The organism is Pelagicoccus sp. SDUM812005, assembly GCF_031127875.1.
Classification (GTDB): Bacteria; Verrucomicrobiota; Verrucomicrobiia; order Opitutales; family Opitutaceae; genus Pelagicoccus.
The window spans coordinates 102,863-125,089 of record NZ_JARXIA010000008.1; the positions used below are offsets into that span (position 1 = coordinate 102,863).

Here is a 22,227-nt window from a genome sequence, read left to right on the forward strand (position 1 = left end):
CCCTTTCGTTCCGCCTAGACCCCAAATCCGCTTGCACAATCCTTCGATTCGCATCTTTTCACCCTTGCCCAGAGCCCTGCCTCTGCGTGAACTTGCAAAAATTTTTTTGTCATGCCGAAAAGAACAGACATCGAGAGCATCCTGATCATAGGCGCTGGCCCAATCATCATTGGCCAAGCCTGCGAATTCGACTATTCAGGCACTCAAGCCTGTAAAGCGCTCAAGGAAGAGGGCTACCGAGTCATCTTGGTGAATAGCAATCCCGCTACCATCATGACCGACCCGGAGTTCGCCGATGTCACCTACATCGAGCCGCTCACCGTCGACGCGGTCGAAAAGATCATCGCCAAGGAGCGCCCCGACGCCCTCCTGCCTACCCTCGGCGGACAAACCGCTCTCAACCTCTCCCTCGAGCTGGAGGCCGCCGGCATCCTGCACGAATACGGCGTCGAAATGATCGGCGCCAAGCCGGAAGCCATCAAGAAGGGCGAGGACCGCGAACTCTTCAAGGAGGCCATGCTTAAGATCGGCCTCGACGTCGCCCACTCCCGCACCGTCAACTCCCTCGAGGAAGCGCGGCAGGCAGCCAAGGAGCTCGGCAGCTACCCGCTCATCATCCGCCCCAGCTTCACCATGGGCGGCTCCGGCGGAGGCATCGCCTACAACCGCGAGGAGTTCGAAGACATCGTCTCCAACGGCCTCGACCTCTCCCCTGTGCACGAAGTCCTCGTCGAAGAGTGCCTGCTCGGCTGGAAGGAATACGAGATGGAAGTCATGCGCGACCGCAAGGACCAGTGCGTCGTAATCTGCTCCATCGAAAATTTCGACCCCATGGGCGTGCACACCGGCGACTCTATTACAGTAGCGCCGGCCATGACCCTCTCCGACCGCGAATACCAAGCGATGCGCGACGCATCCTTCGCCGTCATCCGCGAAATCGGCGTCGAAACCGGCGGCTCCAACATCCAGTTCTCCCTCTGCCCCGAGACCGGACGCATGGTGGTCATCGAGATGAACCCCCGCGTCTCTCGCTCCTCCGCCCTCGCCTCCAAGGCCACCGGATTCCCCATCGCCAAGTTCGCCGCCAAGCTGGCCGTCGGCTACAGCCTCGACGAAATCCAGAACGATATCACCAAGGCGACCCCTGCGTCCTTCGAACCCTCGATCGACTACGTCGTCACCAAGATCCCACGCTTCACCTTCGAGAAGTTCCCCGGCGCCGACGATACCCTCACCTCCGCCATGAAGTCCGTGGGCGAAGCCATGGCCATCGGCCGCACCTTCAAGGAATCCTTCCAAAAGGCCCTTCGCTCCCTCGAAACCGGTGCCTTCGGCTTCGGAGCCGGCGGCAAGCTCGGAGGCCTCGAAACGCCCTCCGAAGAAGAGATCAACGGCAAGCTGGTCCGCCCGAACACCGAGCGCGTCTTCTACCTTCGCTACGCTCTCAAGGCTGGCTACACCCTCGAGCAACTCTTCGAGCTCACCAAGATCGACCCTTGGTTCCTCACCCAGCTCAAGCAACTCTCCGACCTCGAGGACCAGCTCGCCAACGAAAAGCTGGAAAACATCTCCACCTCCCTCCTGCGCAAGGCCAAGGAGTACGGCTTCTCCGATCGCCAGCTCGGCTACCTCCTCAAGGAGGACTGGAGAGCGGTCAACAAGGCTCGCAAGGCCAAGGGCATCAACACCGTCTTCCGCCTCGTGGATACCTGCGCCGCGGAATTCGAAGCCAAGACCCCCTACTACTACTCTACCTACGGCGACGAAAACGAGGTCATCCCCTCCGATAAGAAGAAGATCATGATCATCGGCGGCGGCCCCAACCGTATCGGCCAAGGCATCGAGTTCGACTACTGCTGCGTGCACGCCTCCTTCGCCCTGCAAGAGCTCGACTACGAAGCGGTCATGGTGAACTCCAACCCGGAAACCGTCTCCACCGACTACGACACCTCCGACAAGCTCTACTTCGAACCCCTCACCCTCGAGGACGTACTCGAAGTCTACGAACAGGAAGGCTGCGAAGGCGCCATCGTCCAGTACGGCGGGCAAACCCCTCTCAACCTCGCCACCGAGCTCAAGGCCAACGGCGTCAACATCATCGGCACCTCGCCCGAAAGCATCGACGCCGCCGAAGACCGCGAACTCTTCAAGCGAATCCTCGACGAGACCGGCCTCAAGCAACCGGACAACAAAACCGTCCTCAACGAAAAGGAAGCCATCGAAACCGCCGAGCAAGTGGGCTTCCCGCTGCTCCTTCGTCCTTCCTTCGTACTCGGCGGACGCGGCATGTTCATCGTTCACACCATGGAAGAGATGAAAGCCGTCATCCGCGAAGCCTTCGACGCGTCACCCGACAAGCCTGTCCTTCTCGACAAGTTCCTCGAGGACGCCATCGAGCTCGACGTGGACTGCATCTCCGACGGCGAAACCTCCGTCATCGGCGGTATGCTCGAGCACATCGAGTACGCCGGCGTACACTCTGGCGACGCAGCCATGGTGCTCCCGCCGCACACCCTCAAGCCTGCCATGATCGAGACCGTTCGCCAAGCGAGCTACCGTCTCGCCAAGGCCCTCAAGGTGGTCGGCCTCATGAACATCCAGTTCGCCATAAAGGACGACGACCTCTACGTACTCGAGGTCAACCCTCGCGCCTCCCGTACCGTTCCTTTCGTATCCAAGGCCATCGGCAAGCCGCTCGCCAAGATCGCCGCCAAGATCATGACCGGCAAGAAGCTTAGCGAGCTGGAGTTCACCGAAGAGCTCACGCCCAACCACTGGTGCATCAAGGAAGCCGTCTTCCCCTTCGTGCGCTTCCCTGGCTCCACCATCCGACTCGGCCCGGAAATGCGCTCCACCGGAGAAGTCATGGGACTGGATTCCGACTTCGGCATCGCCTTCGCCAAGACCCAAGCCGCTGCCAAGCCTGGCTTGCCTACCGAAGGAAACGTCTTCCTCTCCGTCAAGGACGCCGACAAGCCGCGGGCCCTCGATATCGCCCGCAACCTCAGCGCCTTGGGCTTCAAGCTCTACTCCACCAGCGGGACTGCCAAGTTCCTCGCCGACAACGGTCTGGAAGTTAAGAAGCTCTTCCGTATCGCCGAAGGTCGCCCCAACGTCGTAGACATGATCAAGAACGGAGACATCCAAATGATCATCAACACGCCGTCCGGCATGATCCCGCGCAAGGACGAGAACCACATGCGCTCCATCGCCTGGGGACACAACGTTTGTATCATGTCCACCATTACAGGCGCCGAGGCAGCCGTATCCGGAATCAAGTCTCTCAGCAAGAAGGACTACGAAGTTCGCTCCGTCCAGTCCTACGTCGCCGGCAGCGTCAAGAACGCCTAGTTGCTGGTTTCAACGATGCGCTGGACCTGCGCGTACAGCAGGTTCAGCCGCGCATCGCTTCGCTCTACCAAAGCTTTCTCGATCGTCTTCAAGGCGATTCGGTACTGCTTGCTGTCGATAAGCGTACGCGCCTTCGAAACGAGGGCGCTGTAGCGCATCTCCGGATTGTTCGACGCCCGGTCGTAGTATACGAGCGCCTGCTCGAGATTTCCCTTTCGAACATTGATTTCCGCGAGCTTCATCAACGCGTATCCATTAAACGGATCCAGCTCGACACCCGTCAGGTACGTTCGCTCCGAACCCTCGAAATCCCCCTTGAAGTAGGCGAACTCCGCCTTCAGGAAGCGGTACAGGGTCTTGTCGCGGGAATTCCAGCTTTCGCCCTCCTCGCTGATCAAGCCTAGAATCTGCTCGGCAAACTCATGCTGGTCGTTGAAAACCAAATACCGAACGGCATTGAGCAACTCCTTCTCCTTCAGCTCTCCCCCGCTGCTGGATGCTGCTAGGAAAACTTCTTTGGCCTGATCGAAAATGCGGGCATCGAGGTAAATGTTTCCCAAAAGGTAAAGGGCATCGTCGTCAACCTCGCCGAAGCGACGCGCGATCTCGATGCAACGAGCCGACTTCAAGGGCTCGTCCAAGGCCAGCCAAGCATTGGCCTTCAGCAACCAGAACTCCTCGTTGTCGGGCTGGGTGCGGATCAAGTCGTCGAAGATGGAAATGGCCTCGTGAAATCGCCCCGTCTCGAAATAGGATTGAGCCAAGCCTTCCGCCCAGTCCGTCTGCTCCGGATCGAATAGCATGGCGTAGTGATAAGCCGTCTCCGCCGAACGGTAGCGGCCCTCCTGCAAGTGGCAGTAGCCCAAGATCCCGTAAGTCATGGCGTCGTTCGCGCCGAAACGCACGCTTTGAGCCAGAGCCTCTCCCGCCTCCTTGTAGTTGCCCTGCCGATACCGCGACAGCCCGAGAGCATTCCAAGCCCGACGAAAGGTGGGGTGCTTCTCGATGGCCGATAAGTATTGAATCTCCGCCTGGAAATAATTGGCGTTCTTGAAATACAGATTCCCCAAGGCATGGTTGAAGGCGCCGGAAATCGGCGTGCCGCTGCCCAGCAGTTCATTGAGGTAGTTGTGGGCGAACTTGATATCGGTCTCCATCAGGCTGTACACCTTTTCCAGAATCTCCCGCTCCAACGCCGTGACCGACGGCTCCGGCCCGTCCACCACCTCGTAGCCTTCCTCGATCCGATCTGCCAAGTCCTTGTGCGTCAGACGCGGCATCTTGAGCTTTTCCTGCGCGGACGCGCCGACGAGCAATACCCAGGTGGTGAGAAATAGAATGAGCTTTGGCATGGCTATAATGAGAAAGGACTAGCGGACCCTGCCGCGAATTGTATCGTTTGCTGAACCCAACAGGGGACCGGCTTTCCGTCTTTGGTCGCCGGCTTGAACCGCCAGCTGGACAAAGCCTTCTTGGCCGCCTCCCCAAACGCTGGGTTCTCGGAAGTAGAATCGAGCACGCTCGGACGCTCGGTGCGCCCCTTGTCGTTTACGTAGTAAAACAGAACCACCTCCGCCGCTTCCCCGCGCAGGTTGAACGGCACGCGAGGCTGAGTCGCATAGCGGATGCGAGGGGGTTCATCGACGTTGCTCTGGTCGTAGATCGTAAACGTTTCGAACTCCATCAAACCGGGAGCCGCCGCCTGGAAGTCCCTCGCCAAATCGAAGTTCAAGGTCACATCGGAAGAAACGTCCGAGTCGATGGAGATGTCCAAGGGCCGCAGGTCCAGCTCCGGCACGGTTTCCACTGGATCCACGTTCAGGCTGGAGGTATCCACCGTGAGCGGATTGCTCGGCGATACCGACCGCGTCTCCACGAAATCCTTGGGCGGCGCCAAGTAGTATACGGGCCGTTCCTCCTCTTCCCTTTCCTTGATGTCCAAGACGTGCACTCCCGTGCTGGCGATCGCCGCGAACACCGCGGCAGTCGCGAGAAACGATCCCAGATGGGAACGAATCGCCATGCGGCTGCGACGGTACTCTGTCTCGATCGGGACCATGCTCTCTAGAACTCCGCGGTTGCGAGCTTATCGGTGGAGAAATAAACCTCCGCCCCAGCCGTCTTCGCTTCCCCGTATACCTTCGCGAAGATGTCCAAACCGATCGCCTTGTCCGCCTGGATGATCACGGTGGCCCGTTCCGCCGCCAAGGCGCGGTAGACGAGCGGCCGAACCGCCGACAGGCTGATCTCTCTCCCCCCATGAAAAATCCGTTCGTCCGAACTGATCCCGATCATGATGCTGTCCTGCTCCAGCGGCACCGACCCCGACGTCTCCGGACGATCCACCTCGATCCCCGTCTCCTGCAGGAACACCGTCGTCAAGATGAAGAATATCAACAAAATGAATACACAGTCGATCATCGGTGACAGGTTGATGTCCACCTTCTCGTCATCTCCGCTTCTCAGTAGTTCCTTAATCATGGTCTTCGAGGGTTGAGTCTTCCGTAGCCGCTACCTTGTGGTCGAGCAGCTCCAGCTCCCGTCGGTTCGCCACACGGCGAATCCAATAAACGAAAAAGAGGGCCGGGATCGCTATGGTCAGGCCAGTTTGGGTAGTGATGAGCGACTTCTTCACGCCCTCCGCGACCAATAGCGTGGTCTGGTGCCCCGCCCTTTGGGAGAGCCCGTCGAACATCTCCAGCATTCCCAAAACCGTTCCCAACAGACCCAACAAGGGAGCCGCCACCAGCAAAACTCCCGCAAAGCGAAGCCGGTTCTTCATGAACTCGCGAAACTGCATCAGCACCTCCTCGTAACGAACCAGCAACAACTCCAGCCGCGAGGTCACCAAACCGCTCCGCCCCGTGGCCTTGGCCTGCGGCAATTCGCCGCCTGTCACGAACTCGTGTAATCGAATTTTCATTACATACATCAAAATCGTGATCACCTGCCAATACAGCACGTAGGAAAGCAACGCCAAGAGGTACATCACCGGACCTCCGGACTTGAGCGACGCTACGAAACTGGAAAGGGAATCCATGGCCTGAAGCTACTTGGCCTCCGCGAGTTCAAGGTTGGTCGTCTCCACGAAATCGAAGGCGACTTGCTCGAGCGCCACGATGCGAGAGCGGATCAAGCGGGAAAACAGGCCGTGCAAAATCAAGGTGGGAATCGCCACGATCAACCCGAGCTCCGTCGTGATCAAGGCCTCGGAAATCCCCGCCGACAAAGCGTTCGGCGCACCAGCACCATAAAGCGTGATCAAGGCGAAGGTCTTGATCAGCCCCACTACCGTCCCCAACAAGCCGAGCAAAGGCGACGCCGCTGCCGTTATCGCCAGGAAGGGCAAGTAGCGCTCCATCCGCGGTTTGGCCCGCAAGACGACGCTGAGCATGGTCTCCTCCAGCAAGAGGGCATTCTTGCGCATGTTCCGTATCCCCGTCGCCATGACATCTCCCGCGACTCCTCGAATCTTGGTGGCTTTGGTGATCGCCTGGTCGCTCCCTCCCTCGCGGGCCAGCCGCGACAGCTCTGCGATCTCTTCGGCCGAAGGCGTCGAAAATCCCTTCAGGTCGCGGATCTTTAGCAGGCTCACCAAGCCGGCCACGATCCCCAAGGCGAGTATGACATAACCCACCAAACCACCCCGTCTCAGGTGCGTGAATACGTCTCCCTGCGATTGCTCCAGAGCAAGGGCGTCGCCCAAGGTCGGATCCAAGGGCACTGTCCCCTCGCCGGTCTTTACGAAGCTGGCCAAGTTGCCCGCATACGTGGCATCGAGGAAACTGACCCCGGGCTCGATCGCATCGGAGTGGTAGCTCAAAGCCCCTGCTCTTTCGCCATCCTCATCGAGGAAGAAGCCGCTCGGCCCCCAGACCACCACCTGCCCGCGGTGGATGCTGCCTTGCTCGCCGATCGCCTTCCCCGCAAAGCGGTCTCCGCCCAAGATCGCCTCGCTGCGCTCCAGCGACAGCTGCAAAGCCTCCGCGAACGCCGCGAACTGCCTCACTAAAGGTTCTTCGGATGCAGCCTGCGCTCGAATCGACTCCAGCTGATCGAAGTAACGCTGGCTTTCCGACAAGTTGATCCGACTCTCGAACTTGCTCAGAAACGTTTCCGAGGCGGAACGCACATAGCCGACCTGATCCTGCAAGGACTTCCCTTCCTCGTTCAGCTCGCCGATTTCCGTAGCGATGCGCTCGCTTAGGAATCGGTAGCTCTCCAGCTTGGCCCGCAGTTGCAGGTTACCTTCCTCCAAGCGGCTCATGCGCGTGACAAGCGGCGTCTTCTCCTGCGCGATCTCAGACTCCAGCTGACGGTACGCATCCAAACTGGAACGAACCAAGCTCTTCATCTCCTCCGAAATCTGAGAGGTCTCTTGGGCTACCCCCCAGTCTGGCAGCGCCAGCACCACGATGGCCAGCACGCGAGAAGGATGAGATAAGAGGCAGGAGCGAAAAAACGTGCGGCAATCCATTATATAGAGCAGGGCTAGAAGGGTTAGCTTAAGGTGGCTGGAAGTTCTATCAGGCGCGGGTTTTCCGTATCGCTCTCGTAGCTTTCGATCAATTCCAACACAGGGCCAAAAATCTCGTCGCGCTGCTGCCAGTCCCAGCCCGACGGCCCAGGCCGGATCACCCAGGCCCGCCCGTTCGCTTCGTCCACCCCATAGGCAACCGCCAAGCCCCAATACAAAACTCGCACGCTTACTTCCCCTCCGTTCGGAGCCGGACGGGCCACCCGGTGGCTGCTCAAGGAATTGCTGAAGCGATCGATAGCGGTCAGCGACGCCACCAGGCTTTGGGCCCGCGAAGTCACCGGCGCGTTCGCCGCGTCCACCTTCGAAAGGTGGGAATTGACCTCCCGCTTCAAGGGCTCCGGCAAGCGGGGAGCCAACAGCTTCACCTTCGTCTCCAGGAGGCGCAAAGGCTCCGCCAAGGACTGCAAGCTCTCGCGCTGCTCCTCCACCTTGGCCTTCAGCCGATCCCGGTTCGTGGTGTAGACCTCGCTGGCCGTCGCGTTCGACTCGATGGCCTGCTCCAAGGTCTTCCGTTCCGCCTCCAAGATCTCGATCGAGCTCTCCAATAGAGCCCGCTCGCTCTTCCATTCGTTCTTGGATCTCGCGATCTGGGACTGCAGCTCGATCCATCGGTCCGTATCCGATTCGATTACCGCAATGCCGCCCGAGTCCGATTGGCACCAGCCAGAACCAATGCAAAAAAGAGCCGCGAGGAACAAGCCTCTTGGACGGAACGCAGCGAGGGAAGAGCCAAGATCGTGGGACATAGGCAAATAGAGGGTGGGTGGGTAAAAACGAGTCGCCCAGCAGCAACGCTGCTTGTAACAGTCCCGATGGGAAGAACGCGGGCCGACGTAAAAGATGAGCTGCAAAACGCAAACTGTCAATTGCAGGCTTGAAATAGCAGATTGTCCGCCAGCCCCTTCCAGCCGCCCCCTTTCGCGCCTGGCGGCGCCGCCCTCCCGTCCAGCCACAAAAGCTTGCCTATGGATGCAAGTTCGCTTGCTTCCTAAGCCCTCGTCCAGCGACCGAAATCACACGCGACAAACCCATGAGCTCTAACGCCAACAGCCTCGTAGCACTCCTCTCAGGTCCCGACCAAAAAGGGCTCGTATCCAAAGTTTCAGGTTGGATCTTCAACAACGGTGGAAACATCATCCACGCCGACCAGCACCGCGACGCCCAAGCGGGCGTCTTCTTCCAGCGCGTGGAATGGTCGATCGACGACGGCTCCGACCCGCAAGCCGTCGCCACGGCATTCCAAGCCTTCGGCGACTCCATCGGCATGAAGACCAAGGTCGCCATCTCAGGCGAAAAACCAAAGGTCGCCATCTTCGTATCCAAATTCGACCACTGCTTCCACGACCTCATCCTACGCTGGAAATCGGGCGAGTACCCCTGCGAAATCTCGCTCATCGTTTCCAACCACCAGGACTTGGAAGACGTATCCAAAAACTACGGCATCCCCTACCATCATATCCCAGTCACCAAAGCGAACAAGGCGGACGCCGAAGCCGAACAGCTCGCTCTTCTAAAGCAAGAAGGCATCGAGCTCGTCATCATGGCCCGCTACATGCAAGTGCTCAGCGCCATCTTCCTGGATACGTTCGGGAAGCCGGTTATCAATATTCACCACAGCTTCCTGCCCGCCTTCGCCGGAGCCAAGCCCTACCACCAAGCCCACAGCCGCGGCGTCAAGCTCATCGGAGCCACCGCCCACTACGCGACCCCCGACCTCGACCAAGGTCCCATCATCCACCAAAGCGTCGCCCACGTAACCCATCGCAACAGCGTGGAAGACCTCGTGCGCAAAGGCCGCAACCTCGAGAAGCTCACCCTCGCCCAAGCCGTAAGCTGGCACCTCGAAAACCGTATCCTCGTCTACGAGAACAAGACCGTCGTCTTCGACTGAGATCGGCCCCTAGGCCATCGCAGCTCAGGCCCTCGGCCCATCGAGAAAGGACTGCAAGGCCGCCATCCCTTCCTCCAAGGCCGCCGCCAACTCAGCGTAGCCCTCCCGGACCTCGGCCTCGTTCCCCTTGCGAGCTTCCTCCTCCAGTTTCGCGGAGAGCCAATTCAGCTTCAGGCAATAGGCATGGGCGGAAACGCCTTTGATCGAGTGGGCCGCGCGCAGCATGTCGTCCAAGCTGCCGGATCGAAAGGTCTGCTCCAGGAGGTCTCCATGCTTCTTGAAGTCCACCAACGACAATTCCGCGATCTCCCTCGCCAACATCTCGTCGTCCATCATCCCAGAGATAAAGCGGGACCGGTCGAAGACCTTGAGATCGATAGGCGCGTCCACATCCGCCTTACCTTCCAAGGACGCGTCTTGGTCTGGAAGAAAGAGATCCAAGACCTTGAAAAGCGCCTTCGGCGCCACCGGCTTGGAAACGTATTCGCTCATCCCCGCGTTCAGGCAATCCTGCTTGTCCTCCGGTCGAGCATGAGCCGTCAAGGCAATGATCGGGACCGACTTGGCTCGCTCCCCCGCATCTCCCGACCGTATCCGACGGCTGGCCTCCAAGCCATCGAGCTCCGGCATCTGCACGTCCATCAAAACCAAGTCGTAAGGGATACGCTGCAACGCTTCCAAGGCCTCCAACCCGTTGGCCACCGTATCCGCATGGATCCCGAACTTGCCGAGTATCCCCCGCACGACCATCTGGTTCACTACATTGTCCTCCGCTACCAAAATACGAATGTCGCGCCCCGAAAAATGCTTGCTCGCCGAATCCTCCAAGGCCGTTTCCTGGCGACGCTCCGGCTCCGCCCCCTCCACCATCAAGTTGTACAACTCGGAGCGACGATACAGGCCACTCAAATGCGGCAAGCCCTTTTCCCCTGCCGCTTCGTCCGGATCGGACAGCAGGACCACGCGCAGCCTTCCGTTGCCTTCCCATCCGTCGAGTTCCTCCAGCAAGCGCTCCACGCTCAGCTCGGCGCCACTCGGATCGAAAAAGAGATAGCTGGCCGCCTCGCCCGCCTTCGCGGTCTGCCGCAAGAACTCCAAGCCCTCGCGGACGCCGGAAAAGTCCGTAGCCTTCACCTTCCACTCCCCCAATCGCTCGAGCAGCTCCCCCCGCACGCTTTCGTCGCGCGAGACGACCAGGGCAGACTTGCCGCTGAGCTGATGCAGTTGCTCTTCTTTGTATTCAATTTTCTTATACGGAAATCGAACCGTGAACCAAAACTCGGACCCGCTTCCGAGCTCGCTCTCCGCCGCGATCTCGCCCTCCATCAAGTCCACGAGCTGCTTGCTGATGGCAAGTCCCAGCCCAGTCCCGCCATACAGGCGCGTCGTACTCGAGTCCGCCTGCGTGAATTCGCTGAAAAGGTTCTCCTTCTTCGCCTCGCTGATGCCAATCCCGGTGTCCCGTACCGAAAAGCGCAGCTCCACCTCCCGTTCGGTCCGCGACTGCAAGGAAACGAAGACCTCGACCTTCCCCTCCGACGTGAACTTGATCGCGTTTCCGGCGAGGTTGAGCAAGATCTGCCGCAATCGCGCCGGATCTCCCGTCAAGCGATCGGGAACTCGATTCTCCGCCCGACACGTAAACTCCAGATTCTTCTCGCGAGCCCTCAAGGCCAGCAAGGCGTTCAGGTCGTCCAAGGTATCCCGCAGATCGAAATCCAAGATTTCCAAGTCGAGCTTGCCGGCTTCGATCTTCGAGAAATCCAAGATATCGTTGATCAAGGCCAGCAAGGCCTCGCCGCTGGACTGGATCACCTGGGCCTGCTTCAGTTGCTCGCTGTTCAAGCCCGGCGAGTCGATCAAAAGCGAAGTCATGCCGATCACTCCGTTGATCGGAGTGCGGATCTCATGGCTCATGTTCGCGAGGAATTGGCTCTTGGCCCGGCTGGCTTCCTCGGCCTGCTCCGCCATGCGCTCGAGCTCCTGCCGCTGCTCCACCACATCCGTGACGTCCCAGTTCGTTCCCACCATTCGCACCGGCTCGCCGCGCTCGTCTCGCTGTACCGTGGCCAAGGCCCGCAGATGCCTAACCGTACCGTTGGGCCAAACGACCCTGAAATTCGTATTGAACTCTCGAATACCCTTTTTCGCATCGTCCGTAGCCGAAAAAACGGCATCGACATCTTCCGGGTGGATCGCCTTCCGCCAGTCCGCATAGCTGCATTCGAAACGGTCCTTATCCACCCCGTAGAGAGCGAACATCTGATCGTCCCAAATCAGGTTCCCCGTCCGTATATCCAAATCCCAAATACCGATGCCGCCCGCCTGGACCGCCAGTTCCAAGCGATCCCCCACCTCCTTCATTTCGCGAGCCAATTGCTTGCTCTCGGAAATGTTCTCGATCTGGGAAACGAAGTGGATGGGCCGCCCCTGCACGTCGCAAACCAGCGAAACGTTCAGCTTGATCCAGATGATCTCCCCCTTCGAGTCGAAGTAACGCTTCTCCATCGCGTAGTTCTGGCGCTTGCCGGCCAGAGTCTCCTGGAGCAGCTCCAGATCCGTATTCAAATCGTCCGGATGCGTGATGTCCTGGAAGGTCAACTGGAGCAGCTCCTCCCGCTCGTAGCCGAGCATGTCCAAAAGCGACTGGTTCACCTGGATCCACTTGCCCTCCAAAGAAACGATCGCCATCCCAATCCCCGAATACTCGAAGGACCGCCGGAAACGCTCCTCGCTGTCGCTCAGCTCGTTCTCCGCCTTCCTCTGGGCAGACAAGTCGCGCGAAATCCCCAGAAAGCCCGTAATCTCGCCATGCTTGCCCCGCATCGGGGTCACGACCAAGGCAACCGGCACCTGCGTACCGTCCTTGCGCACGTAGGTCCACTCCCGCTGTTCGCTGCCTTCATCGAGCGACACCCGCACGAAGGTCCTAAATCCCTCGATGCGCTCCCCGTACCTCTCGGACAACTCCGCCGCCCGCTCCTCGACCTCGCTCGCGAGATGGATCACCGCCGGCGTCTCCTTGCCCACCAGCTCCGACGCCTCGTAGCCGAGCAACTTCTCCGCCCCCGCGTTGAACAAGGTGATGATCCCCTGCGGGTCCGTGGCGATCAGGCCGAACTCCGTCGCCGAATCTACCAAGCTGCGCAAGAGGGAGGCCGTGCGCTCGCTCTCATCCAGCAGCTTGCGATTCTGGTCGATGTCCTGAAAAACCCCATACAAACGCACGCATTGCCCGCCAACCATCTCCGACTGACCGATGGTACGGACCCACTTGCGCTTGCCGCCGGCTGTTCGAATCTGCAGCTCCTCGTCGAACGACTCGCCAAACGAAACGGCTCGCTCCATCAGGTACTCGATCCGCTCCCGCTCCGGTCCTTCCGGATAAAACTCGATAGCCGTCTCCAAGTCCGGCTCGAAATCCGGAGCCACCTCGTGGATCATCTTAGTCGTCCACGACCAACTGAGCTTGCGCTCCGCCAAATCCCATTCCCAAGAGCCCACCTTCGCCACCCGCGAGGCCTCCTGCAGGTGCATCTGCGAAGTGCGAAGCTTGTTCTCCACCTGCTTCTGGGCCGAGATATCCGTGCGGAAGGCCACGTATCGCTCGATCCGCCCCTTCTCGTCCACGATCGGGTGGATCGTCGTCTGCACCCAATAATGGCTGCCGTCCTTGGCCCGGTTGCACACCTGCCCCTTCCAGCTCTCGCCCGCCTTCACCGTATCCCAGACCGCCTTCCAAAAAGACGCCGGATGGTAGCCCGAATTGACTATCCGATGCGTCTTCCCCACCAGTTCCTCCCGCGCAAACTGGCTGATCTCGCAAAACTGTCGGTTCGCGTAAGTGATGATCCCCTCCGCATCGGTGACCGCTACGATCACGTGCTCGTCCAACGTCTTGAGCAGGGCCTCCGCCGTCGAACGGCCCAAACTCCCCGGGCTCTCCCAGCCGCCAGGTGAATTGAGAGCTGAATTGTTGTCCGTCATAAGGTTAAACTAGCAGGAATTGCGGCAAATAAGCGTCGCCCAACACATCAGAAAACCTCCTCACGATCCTCCCTGTCGTCAAGGTTCGCCACAGTTAAAAGCCTGCTAAAGCCCACAAAACCTAGACCCGCAGGCAGATCCGAACCGAGCCCCAGCCCAAGCCCACCGAAAATTGATCTCGAAATCGGCGGCGAAACGCTTTCACTGACCAACCTTTTACCTAATTTACACCCGCAAGCCCGCGCGACGCGCTCATCCGATCCATCCAGACATGGCAAACAAAAGCTCCTCTCCCAAAACCGACGAACGCAACATCGTCGGTCCCAACCAAGTCGAAATCCAAGACCTCGAAGATCAGGTCGTCATGTTCTGGGACAAGAACAAGGGGATCATCCTCGGCTCCGTCGCCTTCATCTTCGCCGCTTTCCTCGGCTACCAAGGCATCAAGTTCATGCAACACCGCGCCGAGGAGAACCTGAAGGCCGGCTACCAAGCCGCCATCACCTCTGAAGCCAAGGCCGCCTGGGCAGCCGACGAAGCGGGCAAGCCCCTTAGCGGATTCGCCTTCAAGGAACTCGGCGACGAAGCTTACGCCGCCGGCGACCTCGCCAAGGCCGAAGGCTACTACCGCGAAGCAGCCAAAAGCGCCGCAGCTCCCGTCGACCAAGCCGCCACCGTCGCCCTCGCCGTCACCTTGATCGACCAGGACAAGCTCAGCGAAGCCAAGGAGCTGCTGCAGTCCATCGCCAACGACTCCAGCGCGCTCGCCCAAGCCGAGGCCCAATACCGCCTCGCCTTCCTCGCCAGCCAAGAAGGGGACGCCGCCACCGCCCGCTCCTTCATCGAAGCAATCAGCGACGAATCCTTCTTCTGGAAATCCCGAGCCCGCTCCCTCGAGCAGTCGCTCCCCGAAGCCTAAGCTTCCCAGAAACAGCCTTTCCAAACGCGAGCCAGCCCGGCTCGCGTTTTTTTGCGTCCCCTCACCGGCCCCAATCAGGCCGCCAGCTTGCAATCCCACCAAGTCCCTCCCAACCTCCTAGGGTTGCCCATTAGCCAAAACATGAAACTCCGGACCCAATTCCTCACCATCCTACTGCTCGTTTTCGGCAGCCTCTGCATCCTCCTCTTCCTCGGCCGCCAACGCCTCAGCGAAGCCGTGGCCGACACCGAGCAAATCGTCGACCACCAGTTCAATCCCCTCGTCTTCGAAAACGCGCCCCGCCTCCAGGAAACCTACGAAGGCCTCACCGGCTTGCTCAACACCATCCGTGACGCCAACCAAGCCCGCATCGCCCAAATCAAGTCCACCTACCTCAGCCGCTCGCATGACGAGATCCAACGCCTCAGCTCCGACGCCCGTCGCAGCCTGCAAAACATGGAGTCCACCCTCCAAATCCTGAGCAAGACCCTCCCCGTCGCCCTCAAGACCGACTGGGAAAGCCACCAGCAAACCATCAACAACTGGATACAAGAAGAACGCCAAATCATCCAGCTCACCGAAGAGCTCTCCGAACAAATCTCCCAACGCGCCCACTACCACGAACTGGCCGAGCAATCCTTCATCCCCTTCCGAGCCAGCATCGACACCCTCGGCGAACGCGCCGACCAGCAGCTCCTCGCCCCAGACCCAAGCGCCAAGGTCGCAGACCTCGGCAAAGCCGTCAGCCTCATCCTCAACGCCGACCGCGACTCCTTCCAAGCCCGCATGGCCGCCCAACGCATCGTCCTCCACGTCGAGACCGACACCCAGCGCTACCACCGCACCCGGGCCGAATACGAGGACAACATGGAGCAAATCGTCCAACGTCTCAGCCAAGCCCAAACCCTGCTCGGCAACTCCGAAAACATCGGTTTCGCCGTCGTCAACGACCTCTACCGCAAATGGGCCCAGCACTCCGCCGCCGCCGTCGCCATCTCCGACCAGATCCTCGACAAGCTCCGCTTGCGCGAACGCCGCATCCACGACGCCAACCTCCTCTTCGCCCAAAGCCAGGACTGGCTCTCCAAAGCCCACGCCCGCCTCAAGTCCATCGCCGTGCAGGAGTTCGCCGCCTTCGAAACCGCCCGCACCGAAGCCCTCAGCACCAGCGACAATATCCGCAATCGGGCCCGATCCTACCTCACCCTCTTCAACTTCCTGGCCATCCTCGCCTTCCTCTGCTTCCTCGTCCTGCTCGTTTTCCAAAGGCGACTCGTCCGCAACCTCATCGGCCTCTCCACCTACCTCTCCGAGCTCGACGAAAAAAAGCTCAGCACCCCCTACCGCACCCCGCCCCAACGCATCCTCCCCAGCCTCGAGCTCACGCAGCTCGCCGACAACCTCAACGCCATGCGGGGACGCCTCGTCGACATCATCCAAGCCCACAAGGACGCCCTCACCCGCCTCTCCCGTTCCGAAACCCGCTTCTCCAGCCTCTTCTACAACTCCGTCTCCCCCACCCTGCTCGCCAACCCCCAGACCGGCAAGATCGTCGACGCCAACCAAGCCGCCGCAGAACTCTACCAAGTCAGCATCGAGCAACTCCGCGAAAGCGAGCTCGCCCAGTTCGACGCCGCCAGCGCCTCCTCCCAACACACCATCGCCCAAAGCATCAAACAGCTTCCCGCCACCCATTCCCTCCAGTTCGGAAGCCTCCAGCGACGCTCCGACCAAAGCACCTTCGACGCCCAAGTCTACGCCGGCACGGTGGAAATCGACGCCGCTCCCCACGCCCTCATTCTCATCAACGACATCAGCAAACGCGTCGAATTCGAGCAACAACTCCTCAAGGCCAAGGAAGCGGCCGAAGCCTCCAGCCGCGCCAAGGACGAGTTTCTCTCCGTCATGAGCCACGAGCTCCGCACCCCCCTCAACCCCATCATCGGCTACGCCCAACTGCTCGAATCGAGCTCCTCCCCCGAATCCGACGCCAACGAATTCGCCCAAGGCATCCTCACCGGCGCCAACCACATGCTCGGCGTCGTCGACCGCATCCTCCAGTTCACCCACCTCAGCCAAGACGAATCCCCCGCCACCCCCCAAATCTTCACCCTCGACACCCTCCTCCAAGAATCCCGCGACTACGCCCGCCTCAACGCCCAAGGCGGACAAGTCACCTTCCAAAACGGCAGCGACACCCTGCAAGCCATCTTCCCCAGCGCCACCCTCAAGGGCCCCAAGCTCAACCTCACCCAAATCCTGCTCAACCTCCTCGAGAACGCCCTCAAATACGCCGAAGGCTCCCCCATAAAGATCACCACCGGGCTCACCCAAAGCGCCAAGGCCTGCACCCTCCACCTCATCGTCGAAGACCAAGGCCCCGGCGTGCCCGAAACCTTCCGCAAGGCCCTATTCTCCCCCTTCACCCAAGCCGACAGCTCCTTCACCCGCCAGCACGAAGGCCTCGGGCTCGGACTCGCCATCTGCCACAAGCTCGCCACCCAGGCCGACGGCGATATCGCCTACGAGCCCAACTCCCCCAAAGGCAGCCGCTTCACCGCCACCTTCCCCGTCACTCTCACCCAAACCCTGCCCCTCGCCGAAAACGCGCCGTCCCAAGCCGACGCCTCCAGCCGCCCCGCTTCCCTGCCGCAAACCCAAATCCTCCTCGTCGAGGACAACCCCGAAAACGCCCGCTACCTCACCTACGTCCTCGACCAGATGGGCTGCCACGTCGACTTCGCCGACAACGGCCCCCAAGCCATCGAGAAAGCCCAACAAAAACGCTATCACGCCGCCCTCATCGACATCTCCCTCAAAGGCATGGACGGCCTCGAAATCCTCGATCGGCTCAACCAAATCCCCACGTTCAAGGAAGCGACCAAAAGCATCGCCGTCACCGCCCACGCCTCCAACAGCCTGCGCGACACCTGCCTCTCCCACGGCTTCCACGACTTCCTCACCAAGCCCGTCTCCGCCCAACTGCTCGGCAACACCATCCAACGGCACCTCGCCCACTAAACGCGCCCCCAGCGCTCGGCCGCCCAGACCCTCTGCGGCCTCCAAAGAAAGGTCCGCGCCCGACCGCCGCAAGCGCCGCACATTCGTGATCGACGCGTCAACTCGTCGTATCCATTCTCTCGCAAAAGCACCGCGACTCGAGGAAGCCTCCGCCGCCGCAGCTACAACCTTCGCAAACTTTCGCGGAACCGAAGCCGCCCGATCATAAGAGCCACGCTCCCTCCTTCCACGCCATGAACTGGGAAATCGCAATCGTCCTCCTGACCCTACTGGCCATGCTCGCGAGCTTCGTCTACGAGCGCATCCCCACCGAGCTCACCGCCCTCGTCGGCCTATCCTTCCTCCTCCTTACCGGCATCCTCGGCACCCCCGACGCCCTCGCCGCCTTCTCGAACGCCGCCCCCATCACCGTCGGGGCCATGTTCATCGTCAGCGCCGCCCTGGAAAAAAGCGGAGCCATCCAGTCCGTCGCCCAACGCCTGCAAGCGTACCCCAACGCCCGCGTCAGCATCGTCCTCCCCCTCCTTATCCTCGCCGTCGCCTCCGTGTCGGCCTTCATCAACAACACCCCCGTCGTCGTCATCTTCCTCCCAGTCGTCCTCTCGATCGCAAAGCAGCTCCGCATCCCGCCCTCCAAGCTGCTCATCCCCCTCTCCTTCGCCTCCATCTTCGGCGGCAACTGCACCCTCGTCGGCACCAGCACCAACATCGTCATCTCCTCCGTCGCTGAGTCCCAAGGCCTCGCCCCCTTCTCCCTCTTCGAACTGGCCTGGGTCGGACTCCCCCTCCTCGCCGCCGGCACCCTCTACCTCTGCACCGTCGGCTACCGCATGCTCCCCCACCGCGAAACCGTCAGCTCCATCCTCAGCGAAGACCAGCGCCGCGAATACATCATCGAAGCCTTCCTCGGCGAAGACTCCCCCCTCCACAACAAAAGCCTCGCCTCCATCCCCCACTTCCACTCCAGCGGCCTCCGCCCCCTCGAAATCATCCGCCACGGCGTCGCCCTCCGCGACGACCCCAACCAAGTTCCTCTCCAGCTGGGCGACCGCGTTCTCATCGCCGCCAGCCCCCGCGCCCTCGCCCAAGCCCCCAAAGGCGACGCCCTCGCCGCCTTCATCGAACAGTGCGGGATGGAACAAATCGCCTCCGTGGAAGGAGGCTTCGTCGAAGTCGCCCTCCGCTCCGAAACCAACCTCGCCGGCCACACCCCAGCATCCCTCAACTTCCGCCAACGCTACCGCCTCGCCCCCGTCGCCATCCACCGCAACGGTCGCAACCTCAGCGAAAACGTCGCCCAAATGCCCCTCAAAGGCGGCGATATCCTCCTGCTGCTCGGCAGCCGCGAAGCCATCGCCAAGCTCCGCCAAGAGCCCGACTTCGTCGTCATCGACGAAACCCCGATCGAGCCCCCCGCCCCGAGCCGCTATCGCAATCTCACCCTCCTCGCCATCGCAGGCATGATCGCCGCTTCCGCCGCCGGGCTCATCCCCATCGCCGGAGCCGCCATCATCGCCTCCACCTTCCTCATCCTCGCCGGCTGCCTCACCCCCCAAGACGCTTACCGCGCCATCCAGTGGCCCATCCTCTTCCTCATCTTCGCCATGCTCGGCGTCGGCAAAGCCCTCGAAACCAGCGGAGCCACCGCCCTGCTCGCCAACACCCTCGTCCACGCAACCCAAAGCTTCGTCGCCGAACCTTGGCGGCCGCTGGCCCTGCTCGCCGCCATCTACCTGGTCACCACCATCCTCACCGAAATCCTCTCCAACAACGCCGCCGCCGTCCTCATGGCCACCCTCGCCATCGGCTCCGCCCAAACTCTCGGCGTCGACCCAAAGCCCTTCCTCGTAGCCGTCGCCATCGCCGCCTCCGCCAGCTTCGCCACCCCCATCGGCTACCAAACCAACACCTACGTCTACGGCATCGGAGGCTACCGCTTCACCGACTTCCTCAAAATCGGCATCCCCCTCAATCTAGTCGCCTTCCTCGTCGCCGTCCTCGTCATCCCCCTCCTCTGGAGCTTCTAACAGCCCCTCCATGACCAACGGCCTAGCCAACAACAGGCCGATCGGCACTGCCCTCCAGCCATGACCTTCGGTAGAATCCCGGGCAAACCAAACGCCCCGACCACCCCACGCCTATGCCCATCCTGCAAGCAAACTCCCTCTGCAAACGCTTCGGCTCCACCCCGGCCCTGCAAGACCTCAGCCTAGAAATCCAAGCCGGATCCTGCTACGGGCTGCTCGGCCCCAACGGCGCCGGCAAAAGCACCTTCATGAGCATCGTCTCCGGATTCCTGACCCCAGACTCCGGCACCCTAAGCCTCGCAGGCAAGCAGCTCGACCCCAACGACACCGCCCAAAAGAAAAAGATCGGCCTCTCCCCCCAGCACATCGCCCTCTATAAAGAGCTCTCCGCCGAACAAAACCTCAAACTCTTCGGCAAGCTCTACGGCCTCTCCGGCAAAACCCTGTCCCAGCAAATCGAATACGCCCTCGAAGTCGCCCAGCTGGCCGACCGACGCAAGCCCCCCGTCAAGGAATACTCCGGCGGCATGAAGCGACGCCTCAACATCGCCGCCGCCCTCATGCACAAGCCCCAGGTCCTCCTCTGCGACGAACCCACCGTCGGCGTCGACCCCCAATCCCGCAACGCCATCTTCGACACCCTCCTCCAACTCAAGTCCGAAGGCATGACCATCGTCTACTCCACCCACTACATGGAAGAAGCCGAACGCCTCTGCGACCAAATCGCCATCATCGACGCCGGAACCATCCTTCGCACCGGCACCCTCGACGCCCTCCTGCAAGAGCTCCCTCGCTCCAACCTCATCCGAGCTCGCGCCAGCCAGCTCAGCGCCCAGCGCCAAGCCGACCTCGCCCGCTTCGGCGCCCTCTCCCGCGACGCCGCCACCCTCGAGCTGCAAACCGCCCCCGACTTCAAGCTCTCCAGCTTCTTCCACTGGGCCGAAGAGCACGGCCTCGACCCCACCCATTTCCAAATCGCCCGCCCCACCCTCGAAAACCTCTTCCTCCACCTCACCGGCAAAGCCCTGAGAGAGTAGCCCACCGAAATCACCCCTCGCCAGTCACCCACCGTCTCCAGGCCCCCGGCCCCCAACGAAATGAAAGCTACCCTCACCCTCGTCCGCAAGGACTTCACCCTCTTCCTCAAGGACAAGACCGCCATCCTGCTCACCTTCCTCGTCCCCTTCTTCGTCATCTACATCGTCGGAAACATCTTCTCCGGCGCCGGCGACAACGGCGGCCTCTCGTCCAGCATAAAGCTGGCCGTCTACAACGAGTCGGGCGACCGCAACGCCCAAGCCCTCATCGACGGCCTGGCCGCCGAGAAAAGCATCGAGCTCGTGCAAGACACCGCCGGTCCGGGCGACACCCGAATCCCATTCGACCGCACGTCGATCCGCCAAGGCATCGTCGACCACCACTACAACTTCGCCCTCGTCATCCCAGAAAACTACCTCAAGGAAGACGGCATCGGCCTCCGCCTCGAATTCCTCTCCAACCCCAAAAACCAAATCGAGGCCCAAATCATCAACGGCCTCGTGCAAAAGGCCATCTTCACCAAACTGCCCCAGCTCCTGTCCGGCCAACTGGACACCTACCAACGCGAGCTCATGGGCGACCAGAAATACACGGAGTTCATGGACGGCATGGCAGCCCTCATCGCCCTCTCCTACGAAGAGGTCGAATACGAGGACCTCCGCTCCAACATCAGCTTCGCAGGCCTCGCCAAACTCCTCTCCGGCGACGACGCCGACGCAGAAAGCGCCAACGGCAGCTCCGCCTTCATCGAAGGCATCATCGACCTCGACGAAGACCAGGTCTTCGGCAAGGAACTCAAAAATCCCTACCTCACCCGCATGATCGGCGGCTACGCCATCATGTTCCTCCTCTTCGCCACCACCGGCTCCGCCGCCTCCCTCTTCGAAGAACGAAACGACGGCATCTTCCTGCGCCTGCTCTCCATGCCCGTCAAACGTACCCACATCCTCTGGTCAAAGTTCATCTTCAACACCCTCCTCGGCGTCACCCAAGCCCTCACCCTCTTCATCGCCTCCTCCTTCCTCTTCCATGTCGAAGTCTTCCCCCACCTCCTCAACCTCTTCGTCGTCAGCCTCTTCGCCTCCGCCGCCTGCACCGCCTTCGGCATGCTGCTCGCCTCCCTCTCCAGAACCCCCCAGCAAGCCCAAGGCTTCGGCACCCTGCTCATCATTAGCATGAGCGCCATGGGCGGCGCCTGGTTCCCGCTCAGCATGATGCCCGAGCCCATGCAGCTCATCGGCAAGTTCACCCTCGTCTACTGGGGCGTCGAATCCTACCTCGGCGCCCTCTGGGAAGAAAGCGGCCTCCTCGGCCTCATCCCGGAACTCAGCGTGCTCGCCGGCATCGCCATCGGCCTCAACCTCATCTCCAGCTGGCGCTTCAAAACCGGCGACCTCTTCCGCTAAGCCCTCCGCGAAGAAAAGCTTCGAAACCGAAACGAGACGCTGCGCGA

The 22,227-nt window shown here is 60.8% G+C and carries 14 protein-coding genes; 7 read left to right on the forward strand and 7 right to left on the reverse strand.

Going from position 1 to position 22,227, the window contains the following annotated elements:
• Positions 1-111 precede the first annotated feature (111 nt).
• Entirely contained in the window at positions 112-3,351 is a 3,240-nt protein-coding gene (gene carB / locus QEH57_RS11210) for a carbamoyl-phosphate synthase large subunit (RefSeq protein WP_309006819.1), read from the forward strand.
• On the opposite strand, the gene QEH57_RS11215 is transcribed toward carB, so the two are convergent.
• Genes QEH57_RS11215 through QEH57_RS11240 form a run of 6 tightly spaced genes read right to left on the reverse strand, consistent with a single transcriptional unit; the run spans position 3,348 to position 8,637 of the window.
• A complete protein-coding gene (locus QEH57_RS11215) occupies positions 3,348-4,703 on the reverse strand; it encodes a tetratricopeptide repeat protein (RefSeq protein ID WP_309006820.1) in 1,356 nt (451 codons plus the stop codon). The two genes, carB and QEH57_RS11215, sit on opposite strands and share 4 nt — an antisense overlap.
• A 2-nt stretch (positions 4,704-4,705) precedes the next feature.
• Positions 4,706-5,410: an energy transducer TonB gene (locus QEH57_RS11220; protein WP_309006821.1), complete on the reverse strand. Its 705-nt coding sequence runs from the start codon at positions 5,408-5,410 to the stop codon at positions 4,706-4,708.
• Positions 5,411-5,415: 5 nt separating this feature from the next.
• Positions 5,416-5,832 (reverse strand): biopolymer transporter ExbD, encoded by a 417-nt coding sequence (locus QEH57_RS11225; RefSeq protein ID WP_309006822.1) that lies wholly within the window; start codon positions 5,830-5,832, stop codon positions 5,416-5,418.
• Positions 5,825-6,391 (reverse strand): MotA/TolQ/ExbB proton channel family protein, encoded by a 567-nt coding sequence (locus QEH57_RS11230; RefSeq protein ID WP_309006823.1) that lies wholly within the window; start codon positions 6,389-6,391, stop codon positions 5,825-5,827. Before QEH57_RS11230 ends, QEH57_RS11225 begins: the two co-directional genes overlap by 8 nt.
• A 9-nt stretch (positions 6,392-6,400) precedes the next feature.
• A complete protein-coding gene (locus QEH57_RS11235) occupies positions 6,401-7,828 on the reverse strand; it encodes a MotA/TolQ/ExbB proton channel family protein (protein WP_309006824.1) in 1,428 nt (475 codons plus the stop codon).
• 23 nt (positions 7,829-7,851) lie between these two features.
• Positions 7,852-8,637, reverse strand: a complete 786-nt coding sequence (locus QEH57_RS11240; protein ID WP_309006825.1) for a DUF3450 family protein — start codon at positions 8,635-8,637, stop codon at positions 7,852-7,854.
• 284 nt (positions 8,638-8,921) lie between these two features.
• Here QEH57_RS11240 and purU point away from each other — a divergent pair, with 284 nt between their 5' ends.
• On the forward strand, positions 8,922-9,782 hold the full coding sequence (purU, locus tag QEH57_RS11245; RefSeq protein ID WP_309006826.1) for a formyltetrahydrofolate deformylase: 861 nt from the start codon (positions 8,922-8,924) through the stop codon (positions 9,780-9,782).
• A 24-nt stretch (positions 9,783-9,806) separates the two neighbouring features.
• On the opposite strand, the gene QEH57_RS11250 is transcribed toward purU, so the two are convergent.
• Positions 9,807-13,769, reverse strand: a complete 3,963-nt coding sequence (locus QEH57_RS11250; RefSeq protein ID WP_309006827.1) for a PAS domain S-box protein — start codon at positions 13,767-13,769, stop codon at positions 9,807-9,809.
• A gap of 271 nt (positions 13,770-14,040) precedes the next feature.
• On the opposite strand from QEH57_RS11250, the gene QEH57_RS11255 reads away from it, so the two are divergent.
• The 5 genes from QEH57_RS11255 to QEH57_RS11275 all read left to right on the forward strand — a co-directional run bounded on the left by QEH57_RS11255 (position 14,041) and on the right by QEH57_RS11275 (position 22,180).
• Positions 14,041-14,688, forward strand: a complete 648-nt coding sequence (locus QEH57_RS11255) for a hypothetical protein (protein WP_309006828.1) — start codon at positions 14,041-14,043, stop codon at positions 14,686-14,688.
• 141 nt (positions 14,689-14,829) lie between these two features.
• Positions 14,830-17,709, forward strand: coding sequence for a response regulator (locus QEH57_RS11260; RefSeq protein WP_309006829.1), 2,880 nt, complete (start codon positions 14,830-14,832; stop codon positions 17,707-17,709).
• Positions 17,710-17,942: 233 nt separating this feature from the next.
• Positions 17,943-19,736, forward strand: coding sequence for an SLC13 family permease (locus QEH57_RS11265; protein ID WP_309006830.1), 1,794 nt, complete (start codon positions 17,943-17,945; stop codon positions 19,734-19,736).
• Positions 19,737-19,849: 113 nt separating this feature from the next.
• Positions 19,850-20,773: an ABC transporter ATP-binding protein gene (locus QEH57_RS11270; RefSeq protein ID WP_309006831.1), complete on the forward strand. Its 924-nt coding sequence runs from the start codon at positions 19,850-19,852 to the stop codon at positions 20,771-20,773.
• Between the two features lie 60 nt (positions 20,774-20,833).
• Entirely contained in the window at positions 20,834-22,180 is a 1,347-nt protein-coding gene (locus QEH57_RS11275; RefSeq protein ID WP_309006832.1) for an ABC transporter permease, read from the forward strand.
• Positions 22,181-22,227: the final 47 nt, after the last annotated feature.